This window comes from Streptomyces sp. NPDC002309 (assembly GCF_053593375.1).
On sequence record NZ_JBSFCI010000012.1, the window covers coordinates 51,602 to 77,478 of the forward strand.

The window sequence follows — 25,877 nt, forward strand, 5'->3', positions numbered from 1 at the left end:
CTCCGTACCGGAACCCAGCGCCGGAGGACCCATGCCCGCGCCCACCCCGCCCCAGCCCCTGCCCACCGACCGGCTGCAGTTCGCGATGCCGCCGATGTACGAATCGGTCGACGACGAGCGCCGGCACCGCAAGGAACGGCTCGCCGGGGCACTGCGCGTCTTCGGGCGGTACGGCCTGGAGGACGGCGTCTCCGGACACATCACCGCACGCGACCCCGAGTACTCGAACTGCTTCTGGGTCAACCCGTTCGGCATGCCCTTCCGCCACGTCACCGTCGGCGACCTCGTGCTGGCCAACCAGGACGGACAGGTGGTCGAAGGCCGCTACCACGTGAACCAGGCCGCCTTCACCGTCCACGCCCAGGTGCACCACGCCCGCCCCGACGTCGTCGCCGTCGCCCACTGCCACTCCGTGCACGGCCGCGCCCTGTCCGCGCTCGGCGACCTGCTCGACCCGATCACCCAGGAGAGCTGCGCCTTCTACGAGGACCACGCGCTGTACGACGCCTACAGCGGCGTCTCCGTCGACGCCGAGGAGGGACGCCGGATCGCCGCCGCGCTCGGCTCCCGCAAGGCCCTCGTGCTGCGCAACCACGGCCTGCTGACCGTCGGCGACTCCGTGGACGCGGCGGCCTGGTGGTTCCTGTCCATGGAGCGCTCCTGCCAGGTGCAGCTGATCGCGAAGGCCGCGGGCCGCCCGGTCCTGATCGACCACAAACAGGCGGCCGCGACCCGCGAGCAGCTCGGCGGCGACCTGGTCGCGTGGATCAACTACCAGCCGCTCTGGCAGGACATCACGCGCCGTGAGCCGGACCTTCTGTCGTAGCGGGCGTTCAGAGAGCCCGACGAGGGCTTCCGGCCCCACGACGACCCTCGCCGTACGTCGGCCGGGACCGCGGCACGGAGCGGCACAGCCCCGGCGCGGGGCGGACCGCGCCGCCGTCGAAGGCCCGGGTCCCGTCACCCCGGCCGGACGGCGATTCCCGCAGCCGGGTCAACACGGCGACCGCCCGTTCACCCCGGCCGACGTCGCTGACCCGACCTGCCGGACGCGCACGGGGTGTCGTAGGGCACAATTCGCTGACATCGCGGGGGAGTTGCACGGGCCGCCGGGAGGGTCCCGACTCATCGACGAGCGGGGCGGACGAGTGGGTGCGCGGATGCGCGGAAGGCGGGCGTCGGGCGTGGCGGTGCAGGAGGCGAGGCAGGGCGCTCAGGCGCACACGGGCGCGTTCGGGGGCGCCCACGACGGCGGCTGCACCTGCGGGGGCTGTCCGCACGGCGCGCGTGCGGGACATCGGCGGGCGGTGGCCGCGTTCCTGGTGCAGCGCGACGAGTTCGCGGCCGGCCACAACCTGCCCGCGGCCGTCGCCCACTCGGTGTCCGCCTCCCGCCAGTGGGTCTCCGACGAACTGACCCAGTCCGCGACCGCGGTCGCGGAACGTGCCCGAGCCGAGGGCGACGCCTGGCTGTCCCGCCTGTGGCGCCGCACGGCGGGCGCGGTCTGGGCGCTGGTCCTGCTCGTGCTGCTCGCGCAGTCGCTGACGGCGATCGGCGCGGGCTGGACGCACGCACGCACGGCCGGACTGCTCGCGACGGTACTGGTCGCCGCGGCGCTGACAGCGGCCTCCTACTTCCACCGGGCCCGGGGCGGCGCCCTCGCACCCGTCGTCGGCGAGGACAACCGCCTGTCGACCTCCCGTGCCGTCGCCGCGCTGTGGGTGCTGTTCGTGGCCTACGCCGTGCTGGTGCTCGCGGGGCAACTCGCCGCCGCCTCCTCGCCCGGCGCGCGCGACGAGCTGATCGCCGGCCTCGAACTCGCCCGGGGCGCCGGGGTGGTCACCGTCCTCGCCGTCACCTGCGGCATCGCCGTGCTGGTCCGGCGGATCGTCGGGCTGCGCGTCCTCGGGCAGCGGCTCCAGAAGGTCCACGCGGACCGACCCAGGGCGGCCGATCTGCTGACGGACGACTCGGGCCGGGGCACCTTCGCCGACATCCAGTACGTCGTCATCAGCGCCGTCGCCCTGGTGTTCGCGGCGGTACGGCTGGCCCGCCGGCCCGACCAACTGCCCGACCTGCCCTGGGGACTGGCGGTGCTGGTCCTGGTGTCGGCGGCCACCTACCTGGCCGGCAAGTACGCCGAGGGCGGGCGCCCCGTCGTCCTCTCCGTCGTCCGCGCCCGCGAGGCCGGCGACCTGGACGCGCCCATCCGCACCGGTGAGGACATCGAGATCCGCGGCGCGGGATTCGTCCCTCCGGGCGCCGGCAGCGCGGACCGCCTCTCCCGCATGGTCGTCCGCATCGGTCCCGTCCACGTCCACGTCCCGCTCGTCCCGGTCACCGGCGGCTTCAGCAACCCGACCGACGCGCTCCTGACCGTGCCGGTACCGGCCGAGGTGGAGCCGGGCCGGGTGGAGGTGCGGGTGGTCACGGCGGCCGGGGTGGAGACGAACGCCTACGTCATCGACGTGACGGAGTAGCGCGTACGCCCCTGTGCCGGGCAGGACTCGAACGAAGCGCCGAGCGTGATGAAATAGGGCCCGTCCGCATGTGAGCGGGTTCTTCCTTTCATACGTATGGTCTTCTGAGGGCTACGGCACTGCGTGCGAGAGGCGGCTGCGCATCGATGACTCACAGTATTCGTACCGACACCCGAAGTGCCCCCGACGGCGACGGCGGTCGCGGCGACTGGCGCGACACCGCCACCCGCTACGCGCTCCTCCCGCTCCGTGTCTTCCTCGGCATCACCTTCGTCTACGCGGGCCTCGACAAGCTCACCGACAGCGCGTTCCTCCAGGAAGCCGGCTCGGGCTCCATCGGCGACCTGATGCGCACCGTCCGGGACTCCTCGGCCGTGCCGGCCCTGGTCGACCTCGCCCTGGAGAACCCCGTCGCCTTCGGCTACGCCATCGCGGCCGGCGAACTCGCCGTCGGCATCGGCACCCTTCTCGGCCTGCTGTCCCGCCTCGCCGCCCTCGGCGGCGCGCTGATCTCCCTCAGCCTCTGGCTCACCGTGAGCTGGGCATCGGACCCGTACTACTACGGAAACGATCTCGTCTACCTGATGGCCTGGATCCCCCTCGTCCTCGCCGGCGCGTCGGTCCTCTCCGTCGACGCGGCGTTGCGGTCCCGCCGACCGGAGCGGTCGGGCGGGTACCGCTAGCGCGCGCAGGTCACCGTCCGTCCGGGCGGTGACCTGGCCCATCGTCAGTCGTCCTCGCCCGCCCGCGGTAGCGGGCGTCGGGTGCGGCGGGGGCCGGCAGGAGCGGGCCCCCGCGCACGACGTCGGTGGTGCGGCGACAGCGGGGAGGCGACGGCAGGGCGGAGGGCTGCCGCCCGTGCCGTCAGGAACGCTGTCGGCCCGCGCGGCGACGACGTACACCACGGCCCACCATCGCCGCCACGGCGGCCAGGCACAGGCCGCCCGTCATCAGGGGGAGCACCGCGAACCACGGTGTCTCCCAGGCGCCGCCCGCGTCCCCGGCGTACAGGACGCCCACCGCGGTGACGACCGTTCCCGCCACCAGCCTTCCCGGCTGGAAGTCATGACGCGGCACGACTCACCTCCACCTGACCCAAGCCCACCTTGAGGTCGAGATCGATCGTTCCGGCGTTCTTGCCGCCCGGCGCCGCGGGGAGCGTCACCTTCCGGTACTTGCCGGGCTCCACGTCCACGTCCTTCCCCTGCTCACCCGGCAGTTGGATGTCACCTATGCCGACGTCGATGTTCGCCTTCACGGTCACGTCCGGCGGCACGACCACCCGCAGCCGGCCCACTCCCACCTCGGCGTCCAGGGAGACCGTCCGGCCCTCGGCGGGTTTCAGGCGGGTCAGATCCAGGGTGCCGACGCCGGTGCCCAGGTCGTACTTCGGCGCCACGTCCGTCACCGCCGCGGGCCGCCACGTCGTACGCATCCACTCCGTGCCGATGTCCTTGGGCAGCGCCGCCGCCCCGGCGAGCAGTCCCGCCGTGAGGACGGCCAGGAATATCGATCCCGCTCCCGTGCGGCCCAGGAGCGAACTGACGGCGATACCCAGCCCGATGACCGCGAGGGCGCAGGCCAGGCCCGTCTGCAGGCTCGTGCCCAGCGGCTGCTCGTCCCACGTCTCGCGCGTGCCGACGGCTGCCGCCAGCAGGGCGAACAGGAAGACCCAGCCACCTATCCAGCGAGGGCCGCGCTGCCTGGGCGGCGTGGTGCGGGGGGCGAGAGGGGCACGGGAGCCGGTCTCCGTGTCGAAGCTGATGTTGACCGCTGCCGCGATGTCGCGGTCGGCGGAGCCGCTGGGGCCCCACAGGTAGCCGGTGCCGCCGACGTGGGTGCCGTCCTTGACGATCGGGTCACGCCACCAGGAGGGGTAGGCGGCGGCTGCCGGGGGTGCCATCGCCTCCGGCGGGGCGTCCGCGACGGCCTGGGCCGCCAGCGGATCGGGATCGGGGGCGCCCCGGCGCTGCGACCAGTAGCCGGCGCCGGCGAGGAGGAGGGAGAGGATGACGGCGAAGGTCAGCACGCCGCCGTTCTCGAGCATCGCGAGGAAGACCCCGCAGCCGACCAGCGCGAACAGCACGGCGGCGAGAGCCTGCCCGTCGACCCGGCCGGTCAGCAGCTTGCGGACCTCGTTCTCGTCCTTGTCGTCGTACGGGACGAAGAGCCAGGCGAAGGCGTAGAAGAGGAGACCGATGCCGCCGGTCGCGGAGAGCACGGCGAGGGTGATGCGGAAGATCACCGGGTCCATGTCGCACTGCCGCCCCAGCCCGGCGCACACCCCGGCGATCATCTTGTGCCGCCCGTCCCGCCGGAACTTGTGCGGGGGCTCCAGGGGCTCGTGACCGCCGGACGCGCCTGATTCCCCGGGGGTTCCGGGACTCCCGGAGTCGCCGGGACTCCCGGAGTCGCCGGGACTCCCGGGCAGGCCGGGGCCTCCGGGGTCGCCGGGCGCGCGCCGTTCCTCACCCGCGGTCGTCGCGGCCGCGGTGTCGGACGCGGGGCCCGCGTCGGGCACGGCGTCCGCGGCGTGCTGGTGATCGGTCATGGGTCCATGGTGACGGGCGGGCCGCCGCAGCGGGAGTCGGTACGACCCTGGCCGGACCCTGAAATCACCCCTGAGTCGAGGCGGGGGAGGTGTTCGACCGGCGCGCCGGTCGAAGATCAGGGGAGTCTCGGGGGTCGACCCTGATGCTCCGGCCCGCCCGGCGTGTGACCATCGGTGGCATGCCGGACGCCGCAACCGCAGCAGCGCCACTCGACGAGCCGCGGCCGCCGCGCAAGCTCTACCGCAGCAGTGACGGACGCTGGCTCGGTGGTGTGGCGCGGGGGCTCGCCGGGCACCTCGGCCTGCCCGTCATCTGGGTGCGCCTGGTGTTCGTCGGCCTCTTCACGGCCGACGGCCTGGGCGCGCTGCTGTACGCCGCCTTCTGGTTCTTCGTGCCGCTCGGCGTCGGCGGTGTGGAGGCGCAGAAGCCTCCGTCCCTGGTGGCCACCGAGACCTCTCCCGACGGCCGCAGGAAACTCGTGGCGCGCAGACCCGACAAGGGCCAGATCGTCGCCCTGCTGCTGATGGTCGTCGTTGCCACGGTCTTCGTGGGCAATGTGAACCTGGGCGGGGGCGCCCAGGCGTACCTGCTGCCGGCCGTGCTCGTCGGCGCCGGTGTCGCCCTGGTCTGGCGCCAGGCCGACAACGCCCGCCGGGCCCGCTGGGTCGAGGTCGGCCGTCGCAAGCGCACCCTCACGCTGCTGCGCGCGGTCGGCGGCGTCCTGCTCGTCACGGCCGGTGTGACGGGCGTCTTCGTGCTCCAGGGTTCCGCGGCCCACCTCGGCTCGGTCCTCCAGGCGGCGCTCGCGGTGCTCGTCGGGATCACGCTCCTCGCGGGTCCCTACCTCGTCCGCATGACCCAGGACCTTTCCGAGGAGCGCCTGATGCGCATCCGTGCCCAGGAGCGCGCCGAGGTCGCCGCCCACGTCCACGACTCGGTGCTGCACACCCTGACGCTGATACAGCGCAACGCGGACAACCCCGGCGAGGTGCGGCGCCTGGCCCGTGCCCAGGAGCGCGACCTGCGCACCTGGCTCTACAAACCGGAGGGCACCGGCAAGGACGAGGCCGACGAGCCGGCCACCCTCGCGGAGGCGGTGCGGCGCAACGCCGCGGAGATCGAGGACAAACACGGGGTCCCGATCGAGGTCGTCGTGGTCGGCGACTGCCCGCTCGACGAGAGGATCGGCGCACAGATGCAGGCCGCGCGCGAGGCGATGGTGAACGCCGCGAAGTACGGTGGCGACGGCGGCGCCGTACAGGTCTACGCCGAGGTCGAGGGGAAGACGGTCTTCGTGTCCGTCCGGGACCGCGGTCCCGGCTTCGACCTCGACTCGATACCCGCCGACCGCATGGGAGTCAGAGAATCGATCATCGGCCGCATGGAGCGCAACGGGGGCACGGCCCGGCTGCGGGCGGTGCCGGACGGCGGCACGGAGGTCGAGCTGGAGATGGAGAGGGCGGAGAAGACGTCATGAGCGACCCGACCGAGGCGAACGGAACGGCGGGAGCGGAGGAGTCGGCCGAGCCCGCGCACCAGCAGGGCGGCGGCGTCGCGGGGCGGCACGTGCGGGTGGTCCTCGTCGACGACCACCGGATGTTCCGCACGGGCGTCCAGGCCGAGATCGGCCGGACCGACGAGACCGGCGTCGAGGTCGTCGGCGAGGCCGCGGACGTCGACCAGGCGGTCACGGTCATCACCGCCGCCCGCCCCGAGGTCGTCCTCCTCGACGTGCACCTGCCGGGCGGCGGCGGTGTCGAAGTGCTGCGCCGCTGCGCCCCGTTGATGGGCGGCGCCGAGCAGCCGGTCCGTTTCCTCGCCCTGTCCGTCTCGGACGCGGCCGAGGACGTGATCGGCGTGATCCGGGGCGGCGCCCGGGGATACGTCACGAAGACGATCACCGGCACGGACCTCGTCGACTCGATTTTCCGGGTCCAGGAGGGCGACGCGGTCTTCTCGCCGCGTCTCGCCGGCTTCGTCCTCGACGCATTCGCCTCGACCGACGCCCCGCCGGTCGACGAGGACCTGGACCGCCTCACCCAGCGGGAGCGCGAGGTCCTGCGGCTCATCGCCCGCGGCTACGCCTACAAGGAGATCGCCAAGCAGCTGTACATCTCGGTCAAGACGGTCGAGTCCCACGTGTCGGCGGTGCTCCGCAAGCTCCAGCTCTCCAACCGGCACGAGCTGACCCGCTGGGCGACGGCGCGACGGCTGGTGTGACCGCCGGGCGGCCGTCACCCGGTGCTCACGGGTGGGCGGCGCCGGCGAGCGCGAACCACATCTCCTGGCCCACGCCGTCTTCCTCGCCCACGCCCGTACCCGCGCTGGAACCGGTGGGCGAGCCCCCTTCCGGAAAGGCACCGGCCGGCAGAAGGCCCTAGACCACCCGGGTCGCTCCCGCGAACGGCATCTGGTCGATCGGGGCCAGCCGGACCGGCGCCGAGGGGTTGGGTGCGTGGATCATCTGGCCGTTGCCGACGTAGAGGCCGACGTGGCTGATGCCGGAGTAGAAGAACACCAGGTCGCCGGGGGCCAGTTCGGAGCGTGGGATCCGGCGGCCGGCGTCGATCTGGGCGTAGGTGGTGCGGGGCAGGGCGACCCCCGCGGAGCGGTACGCGGCCTGAGTGAGGCCCGAGCAGTCGAAGGCGTTGGGACCCGTGGCGCCCCAGACGTACGGGCTGCCGAGCTTCTGGTAGGCGTACGAGACGGCCGCGGCGGCGCGGGAGCTGGGCGCGGCCGTCGTGGCGGAACCGGGAGCCTGGAGGGCGTCACGGTCGGCCGTCGAGGCCCGTGAGGCGCGGTCCGTGCCCTCGCCCTGCGCGAACCGCGCCCGTTCCTCGGCCGTCAGCCGGTCCAGTAACCTTCGCGCCTCGTCGAGTTTGCCGGTGACGGTCTTCTTGTGCCGGTTCAGCTCGGTCTGCCGGGAGCGGAGCGAGGCCAGTTCGAGGCGGGCGGCGCCGCGCAGCTGCTCGATCTCCCGCAGCTGTCTGCCGACGCGCGTGACGGCCGCCGCCCGCCGGTCCCCGGCGCGTTCGGCGAAGGCGGCGCCGTCGAGGTACCGGTCGGGGTCGTCGGAGAGGGCCAGTTGCAGCGCGGGGTCCAGACCGCCGTCGCGGTACTGGGCCGCCGCGTACGAACCGAGCGCTTCCCGGGCGGAGTTGAGCCGCTCCTCCTTGCGGGCCGCCTCGTCCTGGAGGCTGCCCAGCCGCGTTCGCGCCGCCCGGGCCTCCTCCTGCACGCCGTTGTACTTCTCGGTGGCGACCTCCGCCTCCTGGTACAGCTTGTCCACCTTGGCCTTGACCTGCTCCGGCGTCAGCTGAGGGTCGGCGTGGCCGATCCCGTCGAGGCCCGTCGCGGTCGCCGCGCCCGCGAGGGCGATCGTCGCCGCCGTGCGGGCCTTGGTGCCGTGGGCCGAGCGTGGTCGGGGCTTGCGGTGCGCTGCCACGTGGACTGCACGTCCTTTCGTACGACTCGGGCGACCGCCGGTCCGTACGGCCACCGGGTGGACGTACGACCGCGCCGGGGCGGCTGACGCGTCCGGCGGCGCCCCGCACAGGGGATGCGGGGCGCCGCCGGACCTTCTCGGCGGTGGTGCCCGGCTGCCGCCTCTGGCAAGGGCGGCGGTGGGGAGCCGGTCACCTGGTGGAGGACGCTAAACCCGGGCGTGTCGATACGGTGACACCTTGTGCGGAAGTGACGTCAGGGGAACAGCGGGTGACCGTATGTGATCGGGCGCGCCCTTCGGGGCCGTCGCCTTCACGCGGCGCGATGACCGATGCGGCGATTCCGGGTCGGGTGCCGGCGTGCGGGTGCTATGGGGCGCATATATGCAGTCACCGTGGGGGCTTTGCGCAGTCACCGTGGGAGCGTGGGCGGCCCGGTGTCGGGCGGCCCGGAACCTCCTGATTAGGCTCCGGCCCCATAGACGTACTCATCCACCTCTTCGTCGGGCTGCACATCATCGGCATCGCCTCCCTCCTCGGTGGTTTCCTCACCCAGATGAAGGCGATGGGCCAGGGCACCGCGCGATTCGTCCCGGCGATGCTGCACGGCGCGCTGACCATGCTGGTCACCGGCGTGATCCTGGTCGGCCTGAACCAGGCGGACGATCAGCCGGTGAACAACATCAAGATCGGCGTGAAACTGGCGCTGCTGATCGTGATCCTCGGCCTCGTCTATGTGAAGCGGGACGACGAGAAGGTGGACAAGGGCATGTTCGGGCTGGTGGCGCTGCTGACCACGGCGAACGTGTTCATCGCCGTGCTCTGGACCTGACGCGCCGCCCCACGCGCGCGTGCCACGGAAACCGCCGCACGCGCGCGTGCCCTTCGACCGCCTCGCCGATCACCTCTCCGGCCCCCCGCGGCGCCGGTGTCAGGCCGGGCGGACGACGCTGTGGACGGAGGACTCGCCGTCGTAGTAGACGGACTCCTCGCGGACGTACGCGCCGGGCTTCGGGGCGTGGATCATCATCCCGTTGCCGATGTACAGACCGACGTGAGTGACGTCGTCGTAGAAGAAGATCAGGTCGCCCGGACGCGCGGCGGCGAGGGACACCGTCGTGCCGGCGTCGACCTGGTCATAGGTGGTGCGCGGGAGGGTGACGCCGGCGGCCTTCCACGCGGCCTGGGTGAGGCCGGAGCAGTCGTAGGACTCGGGGCCCGTGGCGCCCCAGACGTACGGCTTGCCGATCTGCGCGCGGGCGAACGCGAGCGCCTTCTCCGCCTTGGTGGCGTACCCGGAGTCCGAGGCGGAACCGCCGGAGTCGGACGCCTCGCCCGTGCCGGCCGGCGAACCGCCGCCGGCGGACTCCTGCTCCCGCTCCTCCTGCGCCGCCTCCTGGCGGCGCTGGTCCTCCGCCTGCTGCCGGGCGAGCTCGGCGGCCTGGCGCTCGGCCTCCTCCTGCTTCTTCTTCTCGATCGCCGCGAGGCGGGCCTTCTCCTCCGCGGTCAGGTCCGACAGCAGCTGCCGCGCGTCGGCGAGCTTCTTCTGGACGGTGGCCTTGGCCGACCGCAGGTCGCCCTGCGACTCGCTGAGCGTCTCCAGGCTCTGCGCGGCCTCCTGGCGCTTCTTCATCGTCGCCGACTGATCGGTGAAGTACTCGTCGACCGCGTCCTTCTGGCGGCTGGTCAGACGGCCCATCAGCTGGCTCTGGTCGAAGTAGTCCTGCGGCGAGTCGGCGAGCAGGAAGGTGGCGGTGTCGGGGACGGAGGCCCCGGAACGGTACTGGGCGGCGGCGTACGTCCCCAGCTCCTCACGCGCCTCGTTCAGCTTCTGGGCGCGCTGGGCGACGTCGTCCAGGAGGGTGTCGACGCGCTTGCGCTGTTTCGCGGTCTTCTCCTTGGCCGCGTTGTACTTCTCGGTCGCCGACTCCGCCTGGCGGTAGAGATCGTCGACCTTCTTCTCGACCTCTTCGAGACTCGGCTTGTCGTCGGCCGAGGGCTCGGCGTTCGCGGTCTGTGAGAGCAGGGCCACGGAGGTCAGGGCAGCGGTGGCGAGGGCCGGTGTACGTATGCCTGCCACCCGCGCGCCGGTCGGGCGCGACTTGCGGTGCGACGCCAAAGGAGGCGACTCCTTCCATCTGCCGCCTACCGGGTTAGCTGTCGGGTTCGGGCGGGTGGTTCGGAAGGGTTGCCCTACGGCCCGCTCCCCGGAGGGCGCTGGGCCGATTCACCCCAAGTTCGGTGGGTCCCCGGCTCCGGCTGCCTTGGGCGCATCGGACTCGGCGGAGGCCGCGCGGCCCGGCGACGTTCGCCGGTCTGAGTCGTGCGGCCTGTCCGGCACGGTAGCCAACTCGTGTGGCCCGTGTGAAGGTTGGTGGGTGATATGCCCGATACATTTTCGTGACCTTCGGTCAGGGATCACGCCCCGCGTGAGAGCATGTTCGGACGGTGAGCGACGGCGCGGCGCGGGGGCCGGGCGCGAGTGCGCCGACCCGCTGGGTCACCGGCTGTGATGTCGAGCTCCCACCGCAAGATCGTCGGCCTTCCGGCCCGGGGATGTTCTCGGGGTGGCCGCGGGTTGTCAGTGGGGCGCCCTAGACTCGGAGAGCGATGAGCAGCCTCTTTGACGACAGCTTCCTGGCGGACCTCCAAGCCCCGCGGGGCCATGAGGAGCCCCCGCCGCCGCCCGAGGACGATCACTCTCCGGAGTCCCTTCCGGACGATCTGTTCGGCGGGAAGTTCGACGCGCCCCCGGACCGGGACGCCTACTACCGCGACGGCGCCCCCCGCCCCGCACTGGACGCCGCCGCGCTTCTGGAAGGACTGAACGACAACCAGCGCGCGGCCGTCGTCCACTCCGGCTCCCCGCTGCTCATCGTCGCCGGAGCCGGCTCGGGCAAGACGCGCGTCCTCACCCACCGCATCGCCCACCTCCTCGCCGAGCGCGGAGTGCATCCGGGCCAGATCCTCGCGATCACCTTCACGAACAAGGCCGCGGGCGAGATGAAGGAGCGCGTCGAGACGCTGGTCGGTCCCCGGGCGGGCGCGATGTGGGTGATGACCTTCCACAGCGCCTGCGTGCGCATCCTGCGCCGCGAGTCCAAGAAGCTCGGCTTCACCTCGTCCTTCTCGATCTACGATGCCGCCGACAGCAAGCGCCTGATGTCCCTGGTCTGCCGCGACCTGGACCTCGACCCCAAGCGCTACCCGCCCAAGTCCTTCAGCGCCAAGATCAGCAACCTCAAGAACGAGTTGATCGACGAGGAGGACTTCGCCGCCCAGGCCACCGACGGTTTCGAGAAGACCCTCGCCCAGGCCTACGCGCTGTACCAGTCACGCCTGCGTGAGGCGAACGCCCTCGACTTCGACGACCTGATCATGACGACGGTCAACCTGCTGCGCGCCTTCCCGGACGTCGCCGAGCACTACCGGCGCCGCTTCCGGCATGTCATGGTCGACGAGTACCAGGACACCAACCACGCCCAGTACGCCCTCGTGCGCGAACTCGTCGGAACCGGCGAGCGTGCCCCCGAGGACCTCGACGTACCGCCCGGCCCGGACGACCTGCCGCCCGCCGAGCTGTGCGTGGTGGGCGACGCCGACCAGTCGATCTACGCCTTCCGCGGCGCGACCATCCGCAACATCCTCCAGTTCGAGGAGGACTACCCGGACGCGACGACGATCCTGCTGGAGCAGAACTACCGCTCCACCCAGACGATCCTCACCGCCGCCAACGCCGTCATCGAGCGCAACGAGTCCCGCCGCCCCAAGAACCTGTGGACCAACGCGGGCACGGGCGCGCGCATCACCGGCTACGTCGCCGACACCGAGCACGACGAGGCGCAGTTCGTCGCCGACGAGATAGACCGTCTCACGGACGCCGGCGACGCGAAGGCGGGCGATGTCGCGGTCTTCTACCGGACGAACGCCCAGTCCCGTGTGTTCGAGGAGATCTTCATCCGCGTCGGCCTGCCCTACAAGGTCGTCGGCGGCGTCCGCTTCTACGAGCGCAAGGAGGTCAGGGATGTCCTGGCCTACCTGCGGGTGCTGTCCAACCCGGAGGACTCGGTCCCGCTGCGCCGCATCCTCAACGTCCCCAAGCGCGGCATCGGCGACCGTGCGGAGGCCATGATCGACGCGCTCTCCCAGCGCGAGAAGATCAGCTTCCCGCAGGCGCTCAAGCGCGTCGACGAGGCGTACGGCATGGCAGCCCGCTCCACGAACGCCGTCAAGCGGTTCAACACGCTGATGGAGGACCTCCGCACGATCGTCGACTCCGGCGCCGGCCCGGCCACGATCCTGGAAGCCGTGTTCGAACGCACGGGCTACCTCGCCGAGTTGCAGGCATCCACCGACCCGCAGGACGAGACCCGCATCGAGAACCTCCAGGAACTCGCCGCCGTCGCCCTGGAGTTCGAGCAGGAGCGCGCGGAGGGCGAGGCGGGGACGCTGTCCGACTTCCTGGAGCAGGTCGCGCTGGTCGCCGACTCCGACCAGATCCCCGACGAGGAGGACGGCGACGGTGTCATCACGCTGATGACTCTGCACACCGCCAAGGGCCTGGAGTTCCCGGTGGTCTTCCTCACCGGCATGGAGGACGGCGTCTTCCCGCACATGCGCGCCCTCGGCCAGACCAAGGAACTGGAGGAGGAGCGGCGGCTCGCGTACGTCGGCATCACCCGCGCGCGGGAGCGGCTGTACCTCACGCGGTCGGTGATGCGCAGCGCCTGGGGCCAGCCGCAGTACAACCCGCCGTCCCGCTTCCTGGAGGAGATCCCCGGGGCACACCTGGACTGGAAGCGCACCGGTGCCAAGGCGGCCCCCGCGGGTCCGGTCTCGGGCGTGGCGGCCTCCCTGTCCTCGTCCCGCTCACGCTCCTCGGCGTCGGGCGCATCGGGATTCGCCACCCGGCGGACGGCCGAACAGCCCGTGGTCGCGTTGGCTGTGGGTGACCGGGTCACGCACGACCAGTTCGGGCTCGGCACCGTCGTCGCGGTGAAGGGAACGGGCGCGAACGCCGAGGCGACGATCGACTTCGGTGACACCAAGCCGAAGCGGCTGCTGCTGCGGTACGCGCCGGTGGAGAAGCTGTAGCCGTACGCGCAGGGCCGGGCCCGGGGGTTCCGTCATGGAGCCCTCGCCCGTCCGTGCGGGTGCGTTGAGGGGTGGGTCCGTCCGGGAGGGTTCCGTCATGGAACATGGCCCGTCTGTGCAGGGCACGTCACGAGGGTCGGTTCTTCCGTGCGGGCGCGTCACGAGGAGCGGGACCGGTCCGGGAGGGGCGCTCTACGAGGCGTGAGTCCGCCGGAGAGAGGGCGCTTTACAGGCGTGGGTCCGTCGGAGAGAGGGCGCTTTACAGGCGTGGGTCCGTCGGGGAGAGGGCGCTTTACGAGGGGTCGATCCCGTGGCTGCGCAGCCAGGACAGCGGGTCGATCGACGCGCCGCCCCCGGGTCGTACCTCGAAGTGCAGGTGCGGACCGGTCGAGTTGCCGGAGTTGCCGGAGTAGGCGATCGCGTCGCCTGCCTTGACGGTCGTACCGGAGGCGACCTGGTAGCTGGAGAGGTGGCAGTACCACGTCTCCGTGCCGTCCATCGCCGTCACGATCATCATGTTGCCGTACGCGCTGTTGTACTCCGTGCGGACCGTGCCGTCCGTCGCGGCCATCACCGTCGTGCCGTACGCGACGGGGAAGTCGATACCGGTGTGCACGGACATCCAGTTGATGCCGGACTGGCCGTAGTAGGCGCTGAGTCCGTGCTGCGCGACCGGCAGTGCGAACTTCGGGCGCAGCCGCTCCTTGCGGGCCGCCTCCTCCGCGGCGCGCTTCTTCTCGGCGGCCTGCTCCGCCTTGAGGTCGATGCGCTCCTGGGTGCGGCTGACGCGGTCGCCGAAGTCGTCCGCCTCCGCGGTGAGGCTGGTGAGCTGGGTGTCCAGCTGGTTGTTGGCGGCGGATGGTTTCACCGCCTTCGCGTCCGCGGCCGTCGTCGTGGTGGCGTCCTGCTCGTCCCCGGTGAAGGTGCCGACCGAGGCGGCGGCGATACCCGCCACGCCCATCACGCACGCCGACGGGACGGCCACGGTCAGAAGCGCGGACCGCTTGGCCGGTGAACGCCGACGGGAGCGGCTCCCACCGCGGCCGGCCGCACGGCCGACCGTGACGGGGGTGACCTCCTCCTGGTCGTCGAGGAGAGGGGTCGCGGACGTCCCGCCGGTGCCGTCCGGGTTGCCGTTTCCGGCGTCACCGAGGTCGACCTGATCGAACGTCGCGGTCGCCAGCTGGTCGAAGGGCACGTCCTGCTGGTCGAAGTCGTTGCTCTGCTGCGTGAACTCGCCGGTGTGCGGGTCGAATTCGCCGACGTGCTGGTCGAGCGGCACGGCCTGGTGGTCGAACGAGTCGACCTGGTGGTCGAGCGGGGCGGCCTGCTGGGGGAACGACTCGGCCTGGTGGTGGAGGGCCTCGCTGTGCTGCTCGTAGCCCTCGGTGGTCTGGCCGGTGCCGGCGATGCAGCTGTCGGAGTTCCACTGCGTGGCGTCGTAGGCACCCGTGTCGAAGGCCTGCGTGCCCCATTCCCATTGCTGGGTCGGGTCGGGGAGGCCGCCCTGCTCGGGCTGGAGCCACGCGCTCGCGCCCCACTGCCCGCCCGTCTCGACCGAACCGGCCTGCGGCGGAATGAGGGGGAGTTGCTGGTGGTCGCCGCCGGTCCAGGCGGTCGCGTCGTAGGCGCCGGTGTCGTAGGCGGCCTGGTGCTGAGCCGCGTACGGGTCGTAGGCGCCTGCGTGAGTGCCGCCGGTGGCCCACTGGGTGGCGTCGTACGCGCCGGTGCCGTGACCGTTGCCCGCGAGGTCGCCGAAGAGAGGGTCGACCTCGAAGGTCGTGGTGGCGGTCGGAGCGTTCGGAGTGGGGACGCAGCCGATGTCCAACCCGTCGGAGGGATAAGCGGCATATGTGGTGAAGTCGCCGTACTGGGCCTCCGGGGTGCCGTACGACGCGTAGTGCGCCGCGGTGGCCTCGGAAGCCGGGGCCGGGGTGGTCATGGACCCCGACGGGTGACGGTCGTTCACCAACTTCTCTTTCGCCTCGACGACAGGGGCTGGCAGAGCAGTGCGGTGACTGTACCCGGCAGTACGCGGGCGCGACAATCTTCGGCAGGTTTCGCGTACGCAGGAAACGGGCATTCGGCCGTGTTTCGGGGGACTGCGGGCGCGACCTTGGGGCTGTGTTCGAAGGTTGTTCGATCCCGACGGCGGTGTTGAGGCGCTGAGTTGGCCGTGTTTCCGCGTGACGGACAGGTGTCCCGGAGGTGTCCGGACGGGTCCGGACGGGGCCGTCAGGTGGCGTGCCGGGTAATTGGAGGAACCGGCGAGGGGCCTGAGGGGCCTGAGGGGTGTGAAGGGTGACGGTGGGGGACGGCGGCCGGGGCTGACCGCGGGGCTGGCGGCTGGGATGGCGGCCGGGGGGAACTGCAGGGGGCGGCAGATGAGGGCAGATGGGGGCGGCAGACGGGGGGCGACAACTGGAGGGCTGCGGGGGGGGGGGGCGACGGCCGGGATGAGTCAGGCCACCGTGAGCCCGTCGTCGTGGGAGTCGGGCCGGACGTCCTCCGTGGTGCCGTGGTATATGCCGTCGAGGGCCTGGCGTATCCCGGACGCGACGGCGGGGTGCACGGGGAGTGCGAGATGGCCGATGCCGGTGACCCGGACGTTCTGCGCGAGCAGGTCGGGGTGGTCCAGGCAGGCCGCCTCCAGCGGGTCCATCAGGTGGTCGAGATCGCTCCAGAAGCTCACGAACCGGGTGCGGCAGCCGGGCGTGGGCAGCGCCAGCTCGTCGAGGACGGCGGAGCCGGGGCGCATCTGGCGCACTATGGGGTGCGCGTTCGCCAGCGGCGCGACCCGCGTGCCGGAGTGCGGAGTACCCAGCGTGACGAGGGTGCGGACGCGGGCGTCACCGGCCAGTCGCTGCACGTAGTAGCGCGCGATCAGTCCGCCGAGGCTGTGGCCCACGATGTCCACCTGGCCACTGTCCGTGCGTTCGCAGATCTCCTCAATGTGCCGGCCGAGCAGCTTGGCGGCCGTGCGGATGTCGCAGGTCAGCGGGGAGTAGTTCAGGGAGACGACCTGCTCCCTGCCGTGCTGGGCCAGAGAGCGGCGCAGGAGCAGGAAGACCGACCGGTTGTCGATGAAGCCGTGCAGCAGCACGACCGGGGGCTTGCTCCCGGTGGGGAGCTGGGCGGCGCCCTCGTGGAGGGGGAGCCGGTTGGCCGGCGCGCGGCGCTCCTGGATGATGCCGGAGGGATAGAGGATCAGGTGCCCGGCCAGGATCGCGATCTCCAGGGCGGTGGCTTTCAGCAGGGCCATGGACAGTCCCGCGAGGCTGCCCGGGATCGGGAGCAACTGGCGGTAGAGCGGTTCAAAGGGCTGCAGAGCCCTGGTGACCTGCGTGACCTTCATGGCCGACCTCCCGTCGGCACGCGGTGGACGTCTCTGTCCCTCGTGTGCGTCCGTGGGAGTCGCGGTGGAGGATCGACGGGGCGCGAAGGGTGGCGCGCGGCGCTTGCTGGTTCACGATGAACACTGGGTACGGGGTGGTGCGGGGGTGGTACGGGGTGTGCAGGTTCTCTTGTCCCGATGCTCCGGCCGCGGGTCGCACGCGGTGCGATGTCCGCCGCCTGACTGCTGTTGTGCGGGGCTGTTCCCTTGCGTGAGGCCTCATGTGCTGGATGAGGCTGGTGGGGTTTCGGTGATCGGTTGTGTGGCCTGCGCTATGTGCCGTTGATGCCCTTCGTACCTGCGTCGATGTGCCTCACCGTCCGCGGCGCGCGGCTCGCGACGCGGGGTGGGGCGCCTCGTTGCGGCTCCCGTTGCGCGGGGTCCCTGGAACTCCGCGCGTGCGAATGTGTCCCACTATGTGATTTCCCCCTCGGTCCACATCGTAAAACTGCCGGTGATGGGCTGCTAGCGATAACGTTCGTTCACTTCCTCGGTGGAGGTGCGGATCGGCAAGCGCGCCGGGGCCGTGGGCGCGGGTGGCGCGCCACCCGTACGGGCATCAGGGATCTGTGCGGTACTTGTCGGTACGGATGGATGTATTCGCTTCATGGAGGCAGTGATGGGTGTGGCAGCCGGTCCGATCCGCGTGGTGGTGGCCAAGCCGGGGCTCGACGGCCACGATCGCGGTGCGAAGGTGATCGCACGGGCACTGCGGGACGCCGGTATGGAGGTCATCTACACCGGTCTCCATCAGACGCCCGAGCAGATCGTGGACACCGCGATCCAGGAGGACGCCGACGCCGTCGGGCTGTCGATCCTGTCGGGGGCGCACAACACGCTCTTCGCCGCGGTGATCGACCTGCTCAAGGAGCGTGAGGCGGAGGACATCCTGGTCTTCGGGGGCGGCATCATTCCCGAAGGGGACATCGCTCCGCTGAAGGAGAAGGGTGTCGCCGAGATCTTCACGCCCGGGGCCACGACCACGTCCATCGTGGAGTGGGTCCGGGCGAACGTGCGCCAGCCCGCGGATGCCTGAGGTTCGCGCAGGTGAGCGGGGGTGGCGCGCCGAAATGGCTGTGACGCCGCCGGCCCGCCGAAGCGGGTGAGTCCAGGGGCGACGCGCTGAGCTTCCGGCCTGTTGCTCTGTTCGCGTGACGGGGCGGGTCAGAGCTCCGCGTGTGGTCCATTTGAGGGCGGAGGGCGGAGGGCGGAGGGCGGAGGGCCGGGGGCCGGGGACGCGGGAACACTGGGGACGCGGAGACCGGGGTGTGGCGGGCGAGGCCTGGTGCGTGGTCCGTTCGGGTGGTCAGGTGGGCGGGCGGGCTGGCCGGGGGGCGGTTCCGGAGTCTGGATGTCGGACAGGCGGGTCGGTGCTTCGATGCCAGGTCTGCGGGGTCGGCGCTCTGATCTGCCTCGTGCCGGGTTCCGTCGTGCAGCGCCTGTCGGCTCCGGCTACCGTTCCGGCTGCCCCTTCGCCTGCCGTTTCGCATGCCCCCTTCGCCCGCCGTTCGGATCTCCCTCCGGCTGCCCTCTTTGCCTGCCGCTCCGGCTGACTCGTTCGTCTGGGTCTGCTCTCTTCCTCTTCCTCTTCCTCTGCCCCTGCTTCTTCGTGCGCTCCTCGTGTCAGGCGACTCCCCCTCGGCTGCTCTCTTGATCCGCGTCCGTCAGGGCTTCAGCTCCTCGGCCAGTGCCGCGCGGAGGCGCAGCGTCGTGACCAGACGCTGGAATGCCTCGGCCCAGTACCCGCCCGCTCCGGGTGACGCGTTCTCCGCTTCCTCGGGTATCGCCACGAGGCCGTCGAGGCGGTTCGCCTCCGACGGATCGAGGCAGCGTTCCGCCAGACCCATCACCCCACTGAAGCTCCATGGGTAACTTCCCGCGTCCCGCGCGATGTTGAGGGAGTCGACGACCGCATGACCCAGAGGCGCGGACCACGGCACCGCACAGGCGCCCAGCAGTTGGAACGCCTCGGACAGGCCGTGTGCGGCGATGAATCCCGCGACCCAGTCGGCCCGCTCTTCGTCGCCCAAGGTGTCCAGCAACTTGGCCCGCTCCGCCAGCGACACCGCGCCGGGGCCGCCGGCCTCCGGGGCCGAGGGCGTCCCGAGCAGGGCGCGTGACCAGTCGGTGTCGCGTTGCCTGACCGCTGCCCGGCACCACGCGGCGTGCAGTTCGGCCTGCCAGTCGTCGGCCACCGGGAGCCCGACGATCTCCTCGGCGGTACGACCGCCCAGTCGGTCACGCCAGGTCGCGAGCGGCGCCGCCTCCACCAACTGACCGAACCACCAAGAGCGTTCACCGCGGCCCGCCGGCGTCTTGGCGATCACACCGTCCCGCTCCATGCTCGCGTCGCATTCGTGCGGAGCCTCGACGGTCAGCGTCGGCCCGTCCCCTGTCCGGTCTGTGGCTGTATGGTCCACGGCCACACACGCACCGGCACGGACCGCCATGCGCGCGGCGAGCGCCGAGCCGGGCAGTGCCGAGAGCAGCTCTGCCGCCGTGGCCCGTACGTTGCGGCTGCGGTCGGCCAGGGTCTGCTCCAGGAACGGCTCGTCCTCGGCCGTGAGGTTCTTCCGGAGGGAGTCGAGGAACATCAGGCGGTCCTCGGCCCTTTCCGTCGGCCAGCTCGACGCGAGCAGTTCGCGGGCGGTCGCGGGCGCCTGGGCGCGCAGTGCCGCGAGGAGCGAGACCCGTTCCGCGAACAGTCCCTCCTGCCAGAGCCGGCGCACCTGCCCCGTGTCCTCGAGGTGCGGCAGGGCCGTGCCTCCGCCGGGCGTCGCGCGCAGGGCGAAGCGCCATTCATGGTGAAGACGGGCCAGCCACAGGGCGCGCGGGCCCGCGAACGTCAGGGCGGCCGGGCGGAGGTCCGTACGACCGCGTGCCGCGTCCAGGAGGGCGGGCAGCGCTTCCGGGGGAGGCGCGTAGCCGTGGGCGTTGGCCAGGGCGAGCCACTGGGGGAGCAGCTCCATGAGATCCGGAGCCGTGCCTCTGCGGCCTCCGCCGGACACACCAGGGCGGTCGGCCAGCAGCAGGGCGAGTCTGCGGGCCGCAGCCGCGGGGAGTGGCCGGCGCGGATCCTCCGGTGCGGGTTCCGGACGGGCCGCCGGACGTGCGGGGCGCAGGCCGGCCCGGCGCCGTACGGTCTCGGCGGCGGCGGCGTCCAGAAGCGCCCCTGGTGCATCGCGCCCCGGCGCGGAGGCCCAGGGCGGTGGCGTGCGGCGGTCCGTGCCGAGCAGGGCGGTGGTGACCAGGACCTCCCAGGAGGCGGCCCCCTCGTGATCGTGGGCGCCATTGACGTCCGAGGCGAGCGGGTCCACGGGAGGCGCGGTGCTGTGCATCGGATTCCTTTCGCTTGCGGTTCCGTCGGTGTCACGCGGTTCCATGGGGTTTTCTGCGATTCCGTGGGTGTTGTGCGGATCCGTTGGCGTCGCGTGGTTCCCTTGGCGTTGTGCGGTTCCGTGGGGGGTGCGCCGTCTGATTGGTGTTGCTCTGCCTCATCGATGCCGCGCGGTCTCACAAGCACCGCGCAGCCTCATGGGTGATGTCGCGCGAGTCCTGTCGGAGGGTGCCGGCCTCTTCGGCTTCTCTCGATTCCCTTCGGCGTGCGGGCCCGCGCTCCCGCGGCGGAGACAGGAGAGGTCAGCACAGCGGCACCGCCGTTCCCGCGCCCTGCGGCCAGGCCGCCAGCGGGTTGAAGCCCTGATGCCCGCACTCTCCGAAGACCTTGACGGGTGTGCCGCCGGAGAGGGACACCAGGCGCCAGAGGCCGGAGCGGGCCCGGGCCGCCGGGGTGAGAGGCAGCGCCGCGTCCTCGTCGGCGTCGGCAAGCTGCCAGGAACCGCCGTCCGGAGTCGGTACGACTCGCTCCAGGGTCACCGGGACCGAGTCGAGCCAGGGGTCGGAGCGGAGCGCCTCACCGTAACGGGCGACGGCTTGCGTGGTCGTCAAGCCCGGAGGCCGTATCGTGGCCGGAGCCGGTGGCGCGAACTGTTCGCCGAGGACTGCCCGCACCTGGCCCGCGCCGGCGTAGGCGGACACCTCCGCCTCCAGCGCCAGACCGACCGGCAGGGCGAGTTCGGGAGCCCGGCCGGCCGCGCCATAAGAGAGGAGAAGGGCGGTGCGGTCGCAGTCCGCGCCGTACAGCCAGATCCGGCGCGTTGTCAGCCGGGAGTCCGCCGTGTCGTACTGGGCCAGGACCAGCCAGCGATCACGCACCGGCGGGCCGTCCGCCGAGGCGGGCAGGCCGATCCGGGAGCGCACCGTCGTCGCCAGGGTCTCCGGCAGCAGGTCGCGACGCAGCCAGCCCTGGTCGAGGAGGTGCAGGAGCGCGCACTCCTCCAGCAGCCGAACCGGCCAGCCCGGTCCCGACGCCGGGATCGCCCCCAACTCCCGGACACGAGCTGCCAGTCCGGGAGCCTGGGCGTCGACCATGCGGGCCGTCGTCTCCTCCCACAACCCGTACCCCGCCTGCTCCGCGGCGGCCAGGCCGCCGCGCAGCAGGTCCGTCAGGCGCTGCTCCAGCTCCGTCGCGCCGGCCGTGACCCGCTCGGCGCGGCGCTCGGCCCGGCGCCGTGCGGCCTCAGGATCAGCGGCGGCGGCCGGCGAACCCGCAGCGCCCGACGCCCGCTTCTCGGCGGCGCGCTGCCGCCTGCCCGAGATCCACTGCTCCGCCCAGTCCGGCGCCTGGCCGGACGGCGCCGCACCGTCGTCGCCCGACCAGAGCAGCAGCAGCCCGAGCGCGTGCTTGCACGGGAATTTGCGGCTAGGGCAACTGCACTTGTACGCGGGGCCGGACGCGTCCGCGATGTCGATGATCGTCTGGTACGGCTTGCTGCCACTGCCCTTGCACAGTCCCCATACCGTCCCCTCGTCGGAACTCCCCGTCTCGGACCACGGCCCGGCCGCTCCGAGTTTGCTTCCCGCCTTGCGTGACGAGGCGTCAGGCGCCAGTGCCAGCACCTGATCCGCAGTCCAGCGCACCCCCTGCTGAGTCATGACATCGAAGGTAGATCCCACCACTGACAATCGCCCCGGCGAGCGCGTTTCCGCAGGTCAGAACGGATTGTCAGTGGTGTGGTGCAACGTGGATGCCAGATCCGAACCGGCCGAGCTGGAGGGGGACTCAGCCATGCCTGTGTCCGTGGAATCGACATCCGTCGAGCTGACCGAGACCAATCCCGAGCAACAGGCGGAAGCGCTGCGGCCGCATGCCGAGGACGCGTTCGCGGGGGAGCTCGCGGCGCTGGCCGCGCAGGACGACAGGCCGCGCCCGGCCCGCTGGAAGCTGTCGCCCTGGGCCGTCGCCACGTACCTGCTCGGCGGCACCCTGCCCGACGGCACGGTGATCACACCGAAGTATGTGGGACCACGCCGTATCGTCGAGGTGGCCGTCACGACGCTCGCCACCGACCGTGCGCTTCTTCTGCTCGGTGTGCCCGGTACCGCGAAGACCTGGGTGTCCGAGCACCTGGCGGCGGCGGTCAGCGGCGACTCGACCCTGCTGGTGCAGGGCACCGCCGGCACACCGGAGGAGGCGATCCGCTACGGCTGGAACTACGCGCAGCTGCTCGCCCACGGCCCGAGCAGGGACGCGCTGGTGCCCAGCCCGGTCATGCGGGCCATGGCGGAGGGCATGACCGCGCGGGTCGAGGAGCTGACCCGGATACCGGCCGATGTGCAGGACACGCTCATCACGATCCTGTCGGAGAAGACGCTGCCGATACCCGAGCTGGGGCAGGAGGTCCAGGCCGTCGGCGGCTTCAACCTGATCGCCACCGCGAACGACCGGGACCGCGGGGTGAACGAGCTGTCCAGCGCTCTGCGCCGTCGCTTCAACACGGTGGTGCTGCCGTTGCCGGACAGCGTCGAGACCGAGGTCGACATCGTCTCGCGCAGGGTCGATCAGCTCGGCCGGTCCCTCGACCTGCCTGCCGTCCCGGACGGCGTCGACGAGATCCGGCGTGTCGTCACGGTCTTCCGCGAGCTGCGGGACGGGATCACGGCCGACGGCCGTACGAAGGTGAAGTCACCCAGCGGCACCTTGTCCACAGCGGAGGCGATCTCCGTCGTCACCAACGGCCTGGCGCTCGCCGCGCACTTCGGGGACGGCGTGCTGCGGCCGAGCGATGTTGCCGCGGGCATCCTCGGCGCGGTCGTCCGGGACCCGGCGGCGGACCGAGTCGTCTGGCGGGAGTACCTGGAGGCGGTCGTGCGCGAGCGGGACGGCTGGACGGACTTCTACCGGGCCTGCCGGGAGGTGAGCGTATGAGCGTCGACGGATGGAACGCGGAGGTCGTGAAGGGGGTCGGCGCTGTGGACGAGGGCGACTTGGGGTGGCCTCGGAGGCGAGGGGGACGGCGTGACGGGCGTTGAGGACGCCGCGAACGGCGGATGGACCGGCGTCGAGCCGCTGCTCCTCGGCGTACGGCATCACGGGCCGGGGTCGGCCCGGGCCGTGCGGGCGGCGCTGGACGCGGCCCGGCCGCGGGTGGTGCTGATCGAGGGTCCCCCCGAGGCCGACGCGCTGATCGGGCTCGCCGACGAGCCGGACATGCGGCCGCCGGTCGCTCTGCTGGCCCATGCCGTCGACGAGCCGGGGCGTTCGGCGTTCTGGCCGCTGGCCGAGTTCTCCCCGGAGTGGGTCGCGATCCGGTGGGCTCTGGAACACGACGTTCCGGCCCGTTTCATCGATCTGCCGGCCACGCACACGCTGGTGTGGGGGAGCGGGCCGGAGGGGGAGCCGGCGACTGAGGAGGGCGGTCGGGGTGACGCCGGGGCCGCCGCTGACCCCGATGCCCAGGGCGATACCCATACCCATGGCGATGCCGCCGGTGCAGGCGTGGACGCCGCGGAAGCATCCGAAGCGTCGGATGCCGAGGGTGACCCCCTCGGCGCCGGCGCCGATGCCGAGACATGCGGTGACGATGACGACGGCGACCCTCAGGCGGATATGCGGATCGACCCGCTCGGTGTGCTCGCCGAAGCCGCCGGTTACGACGACGCCGAGCGTTGGTGGGAGGACGTCGTCGAGCATTGTGGGCCCGGTGCGGCAGACGTGTTCGCCCCGTTCGCCGTGGTCGAGGAGGCGATGGGAGCGCTGCGCGAGGTCTACGGGAGCGGGGGACATGAGCGGGACCTCGTGCGGGAGGCGTACATGCGGCTCCAGATGCGCGCGGCACAGCGGGAGTTCGAGGGCGGTGTCGCCGTGGTCTGCGGGGCGTGGCACGTCCCCGCGCTGCGGCAGAAGGTCACGGTCGCGTCCGACCGTGCGTCGGTGAAGGGGCTGCCCAAGGTCAAGGTCGAGATGACGTGGGTGCCGTGGACGAATCGACGGCTCGCGCGGGTGAGCGGGTACGGCGCGGGGATCGATTCGCCAGGGTGGTACGGGCACCTGTTCTCGGCGCCGGACCGGCCCGTCGAGCGGTGGATGACGAAGGTCGCGGGGCTGCTGCGGGCCGAGGACCGCGGCGTCTCCCCGGCACACGTCATCGAGGCCGTGCGGCTGGCCGAGACGCTCGCCGCGATGCGCGGGCGCCCGCTGGCAGGGCTCGGTGAGACCACGGATGCCGTCCGCGCGGTGATGTGCGAAGGGTCGGACGTGCCGTTGGCGCTGGTGCACGACCGGCTGGTGGTGGGAGACGTCCTGGGGGAGGTGCCGGAGGCGGCGCCGGCGGTGCCGTTGCAGCGGGATCTCACCCGGCAGCAACGGCGGTTGAGGCTGAAACCGGAGGCGCTGGAGCGGGAGCTGGAGCTCGATCTGCGCAAGGAGACCGACGCCGGACGCAGCAGACTGATGCATCGGCTGCGGCTGCTGGGCGTGGCGTGGGGTGAGCCGGCCGTGTCGCGGGGCAGCACGGGAACGTTCCGGGAGACCTGGCGGCTGCGCTGGGAGCCGGAGCTGTCGGTGCGGGTGGCGGAGGCGGGGGTGTGGGGGACGACCGTGCTCGCCGCAGCGACCGCCAAGGCGGAGACCGACGCCATGACGGCACGGGGACTCCCCGAGGTCACCCAGCTCGCCGAGCACTGTCTGCTGGCCGAACTGCCGCAGGCCCTCCCCGTGGTGATGCGGATCCTCGCGGACCGGGCGGCACTCGACACCGACGTCGGCCGGCTCGCGCAGGCGCTGCCGGCGCTGGTTCGCTCGTTGCGCTACGGCGATGTGCGGGGGACGGACACCGGCGCTCTCGCCGAGGTCGCCGTCGGCCTGGCCGACCGTGTCTTCGTCGGGCTGCCTCCGGCGTGTGCCGCGCTCGACACGGACGCGGCCGAGGAGATGCGGCGTCATATGGACGCGGTGCACACGGCGGTGGGGTTGCTCGTCGAGGCCCCCGCAGCCGGACACGGTGACCTGCGGGGTCGGTGGCACGCGGTGCTGCGGGTGCTCTGCGCGCGCGACACCGTGCCCGGCGTGATCCGGGGGCGCGCGGTACGACTGCTCCTCGACGACGGGGAGTTGGCGCAGGACGAGGCGGCGCGCCTGATGGGCCTGGCGCTCTCGCCGGGGACGCCGCCGGGGGACGCGGCCGCATGGATCGAGGGGTTCGTCGGCGGGGGCGGCGGCGGGATGCTGCTGGTGCACGACGAGCGGCTGCTGGGGCTGGTCGACGGCTGGCTGACCGGGGTGTCGGCGGAGGCGTTCACGGACGTGCTGCCACTGCTGCGGCGCACCTTCTCGGCGTACGAGCCGGGGGTCCGCAGAACGCTGGGCGAGTCGGTGCGGCGGGGACCGGGCCGGCGACGGACCGCGGAGACGGCGGGGCCGGGGATGCCGGGCTTCGGCGCGGGCCTCGACGCCGAGCGGGCCGACGCGGTGCTGCCCGTGGTGCGGTTGCTGCTGGGGCTGGACGAACCGACAGGGCAAGGCGACGGCGTGGCGCTGGTGGGGGTGGCGTGATGAGCGGAATACGTGGGGTGC

Annotated in this window: 18 protein-coding genes and 1 riboswitch; of the genes, 10 read left to right on the top strand and 8 right to left on the bottom strand. The window is 72.1% G+C overall.

Annotation, left to right across the window (positions count from 1 at the left end; genetic code table 11):
* Positions 1–31 precede the first annotated feature (31 nt).
* The 3 genes from ACWCPM_RS12800 (at position 32) to ACWCPM_RS12810 (ending at position 3,163) form a co-directional block, all read left to right on the top strand.
* Positions 32–826 carry a class II aldolase/adducin family protein gene (locus ACWCPM_RS12800; protein WP_450976156.1) on the top strand — a complete coding sequence of 265 codons (795 nt, stop codon included), beginning with the start codon at positions 32–34 and terminating at the stop codon, positions 824–826.
* Positions 827–1,184: 358 nt separating this feature from the next.
* Entirely contained in the window at positions 1,185–2,480 is a 1,296-nt protein-coding gene (locus ACWCPM_RS12805) for a hypothetical protein (RefSeq protein ID WP_450976157.1), read from the top strand.
* A 146-nt stretch (positions 2,481–2,626) separates the two neighbouring features.
* Positions 2,627–3,163 (top strand): DoxX family protein, encoded by a 537-nt coding sequence (locus ACWCPM_RS12810; RefSeq protein ID WP_450976158.1) that lies wholly within the window; start codon positions 2,627–2,629, stop codon positions 3,161–3,163.
* 181 nt (positions 3,164–3,344) lie between these two features.
* On the opposite strand, the gene ACWCPM_RS12815 is transcribed toward ACWCPM_RS12810, so the two are convergent.
* Together ACWCPM_RS12815 and ACWCPM_RS12820 are read right to left on the bottom strand one after the other, a co-directional pair.
* Positions 3,345–3,557, bottom strand: a complete 213-nt coding sequence (locus ACWCPM_RS12815) for a hypothetical protein (protein ID WP_450976159.1) — start codon at positions 3,555–3,557, stop codon at positions 3,345–3,347.
* A complete protein-coding gene (locus ACWCPM_RS12820; protein WP_450976160.1) occupies positions 3,544–5,031 on the bottom strand; it encodes a PspC domain-containing protein in 1,488 nt (495 codons plus the stop codon). The genes ACWCPM_RS12815 and ACWCPM_RS12820 overlap by 14 nt, the downstream gene beginning before the upstream one ends.
* A gap of 143 nt (positions 5,032–5,174) precedes the next feature.
* Here ACWCPM_RS12820 and ACWCPM_RS12825 point away from each other — a divergent pair, with 143 nt between their 5' ends.
* Positions 5,175–6,509, top strand: a complete 1,335-nt coding sequence (locus tag ACWCPM_RS12825; protein WP_450976161.1) for a PspC domain-containing protein — start codon at positions 5,175–5,177, stop codon at positions 6,507–6,509.
* On the top strand, positions 6,506–7,252 hold the full coding sequence (locus ACWCPM_RS12830; RefSeq protein ID WP_450976162.1) for a LuxR C-terminal-related transcriptional regulator: 747 nt from the start codon (positions 6,506–6,508) through the stop codon (positions 7,250–7,252). The genes ACWCPM_RS12825 and ACWCPM_RS12830 overlap by 4 nt, the downstream gene beginning before the upstream one ends.
* A 157-nt stretch (positions 7,253–7,409) precedes the next feature.
* On the opposite strand, the gene ACWCPM_RS12835 is transcribed toward ACWCPM_RS12830, so the two are convergent.
* The gene (locus ACWCPM_RS12835) at positions 7,410–8,477 is read right to left on the bottom strand and encodes an NlpC/P60 family protein (RefSeq protein WP_450976163.1); all 1,068 of its coding nucleotides are present in this window, start codon (positions 8,475–8,477) and stop codon (positions 7,410–7,412) included.
* 476 nt (positions 8,478–8,953) lie between these two features.
* Here ACWCPM_RS12835 and ACWCPM_RS12840 point away from each other — a divergent pair, with 476 nt between their 5' ends.
* Positions 8,954–9,307, top strand: a complete 354-nt coding sequence (locus tag ACWCPM_RS12840) for a hypothetical protein (protein WP_450976251.1) — start codon at positions 8,954–8,956, stop codon at positions 9,305–9,307.
* A 99-nt stretch (positions 9,308–9,406) separates the two neighbouring features.
* Here ACWCPM_RS12840 and ACWCPM_RS12845 read toward each other — a convergent pair whose 3' ends face one another.
* On the bottom strand, positions 9,407–10,594 hold the full coding sequence (locus ACWCPM_RS12845) for an NlpC/P60 family protein (RefSeq protein ID WP_450976164.1): 1,188 nt from the start codon (positions 10,592–10,594) through the stop codon (positions 9,407–9,409).
* 8 nt (positions 10,595–10,602) lie between these two features.
* Positions 10,603–10,756: riboswitch (cyclic di-AMP (ydaO/yuaA leader) on the bottom strand.
* Positions 10,757–11,085: 329 nt separating this feature from the next.
* Between ACWCPM_RS12845 and pcrA the strand changes: the two genes are divergently transcribed.
* Positions 11,086–13,569 carry a DNA helicase PcrA gene (pcrA, locus tag ACWCPM_RS12850; protein WP_450976165.1) on the top strand — a complete coding sequence of 828 codons (2,484 nt, stop codon included), beginning with the start codon at positions 11,086–11,088 and terminating at the stop codon, positions 13,567–13,569.
* A gap of 292 nt (positions 13,570–13,861) precedes the next feature.
* Here pcrA and ACWCPM_RS12855 read toward each other — a convergent pair whose 3' ends face one another.
* Both ACWCPM_RS12855 and ACWCPM_RS12860 read right to left on the bottom strand, forming a co-directional pair.
* Complete coding sequence (locus ACWCPM_RS12855; RefSeq protein ID WP_450976166.1) at positions 13,862–15,538, bottom strand: M23 family metallopeptidase; 1,677 nt, start codon at positions 15,536–15,538, stop codon at positions 13,862–13,864.
* A gap of 492 nt (positions 15,539–16,030) precedes the next feature.
* Positions 16,031–16,924 (bottom strand): esterase/lipase family protein, encoded by an 894-nt coding sequence (locus ACWCPM_RS12860; RefSeq protein WP_450976167.1) that lies wholly within the window; start codon positions 16,922–16,924, stop codon positions 16,031–16,033.
* A gap of 658 nt (positions 16,925–17,582) precedes the next feature.
* On the opposite strand from ACWCPM_RS12860, the gene ACWCPM_RS12865 reads away from it, so the two are divergent.
* Positions 17,583–17,999 carry a cobalamin B12-binding domain-containing protein gene (locus tag ACWCPM_RS12865; RefSeq protein ID WP_450976168.1) on the top strand — a complete coding sequence of 139 codons (417 nt, stop codon included), beginning with the start codon at positions 17,583–17,585 and terminating at the stop codon, positions 17,997–17,999.
* A gap of 628 nt (positions 18,000–18,627) precedes the next feature.
* Here the strand turns inward: ACWCPM_RS12865 and ACWCPM_RS12870 are convergent.
* Together ACWCPM_RS12870 and ACWCPM_RS12875 are read right to left on the bottom strand one after the other, a co-directional pair.
* Positions 18,628–20,301 (bottom strand): DUF5691 domain-containing protein, encoded by a 1,674-nt coding sequence (locus ACWCPM_RS12870; RefSeq protein WP_450976169.1) that lies wholly within the window; start codon positions 20,299–20,301, stop codon positions 18,628–18,630.
* A 301-nt stretch (positions 20,302–20,602) separates the two neighbouring features.
* Positions 20,603–21,958 (bottom strand): SWIM zinc finger family protein, encoded by a 1,356-nt coding sequence (locus ACWCPM_RS12875; protein WP_450976170.1) that lies wholly within the window; start codon positions 21,956–21,958, stop codon positions 20,603–20,605.
* A 133-nt stretch (positions 21,959–22,091) separates the two neighbouring features.
* Between ACWCPM_RS12875 and ACWCPM_RS12880 the strand changes: the two genes are divergently transcribed.
* Together ACWCPM_RS12880 and ACWCPM_RS12885 are read left to right on the top strand one after the other, a co-directional pair.
* Positions 22,092–23,231, top strand: a complete 1,140-nt coding sequence (locus tag ACWCPM_RS12880; RefSeq protein WP_450976171.1) for an ATP-binding protein — start codon at positions 22,092–22,094, stop codon at positions 23,229–23,231.
* 90 nt (positions 23,232–23,321) lie between these two features.
* The gene (locus tag ACWCPM_RS12885; protein ID WP_450976172.1) at positions 23,322–25,856 is read left to right on the top strand and encodes a DUF5682 family protein; all 2,535 of its coding nucleotides are present in this window, start codon (positions 23,322–23,324) and stop codon (positions 25,854–25,856) included.
* Positions 25,857–25,877 lie beyond the last annotated feature (21 nt).

Bases quoted from the DNA above. Each gene is read 5' to 3' on its own strand.
- ACWCPM_RS12800 (WP_450976156.1), top strand. From the start codon at position 32: ATGCCCGCGCCCACCCCGCCCCAGCCCCTGCCCACCGACCGGCTGCAG.
- ACWCPM_RS12810 (WP_450976158.1), top strand. From the start codon at position 2,627: ATGACTCACAGTATTCGTACCGACACCCGAAGTGCCCCCGACGGCGAC.
- ACWCPM_RS12820 (WP_450976160.1), bottom strand. From the start codon at position 5,031: ATGACCGATCACCAGCACGCCGCGGACGCCGTGCCCGACGCGGGCCCC.
- ACWCPM_RS12825 (WP_450976161.1), top strand. From the start codon at position 5,175: ATGCTCCGGCCCGCCCGGCGTGTGACCATCGGTGGCATGCCGGACGCC.
- ACWCPM_RS12830 (WP_450976162.1), top strand. From the start codon at position 6,506: ATGAGCGACCCGACCGAGGCGAACGGAACGGCGGGAGCGGAGGAGTCG.
- pcrA (WP_450976165.1), top strand. From the start codon at position 11,086: ATGAGCAGCCTCTTTGACGACAGCTTCCTGGCGGACCTCCAAGCCCCG.
- ACWCPM_RS12860 (WP_450976167.1), bottom strand. From the start codon at position 16,924: ATGAAGGTCACGCAGGTCACCAGGGCTCTGCAGCCCTTTGAACCGCTC.
- ACWCPM_RS12865 (WP_450976168.1), top strand. From the start codon at position 17,583: ATGGGTGTGGCAGCCGGTCCGATCCGCGTGGTGGTGGCCAAGCCGGGG.
- ACWCPM_RS12870 (WP_450976169.1), bottom strand. From the start codon at position 20,301: ATGCACAGCACCGCGCCTCCCGTGGACCCGCTCGCCTCGGACGTCAAT.
- ACWCPM_RS12875 (WP_450976170.1), bottom strand. From the start codon at position 21,958: ATGACTCAGCAGGGGGTGCGCTGGACTGCGGATCAGGTGCTGGCACTG.
- ACWCPM_RS12880 (WP_450976171.1), top strand. From the start codon at position 22,092: ATGCCTGTGTCCGTGGAATCGACATCCGTCGAGCTGACCGAGACCAAT.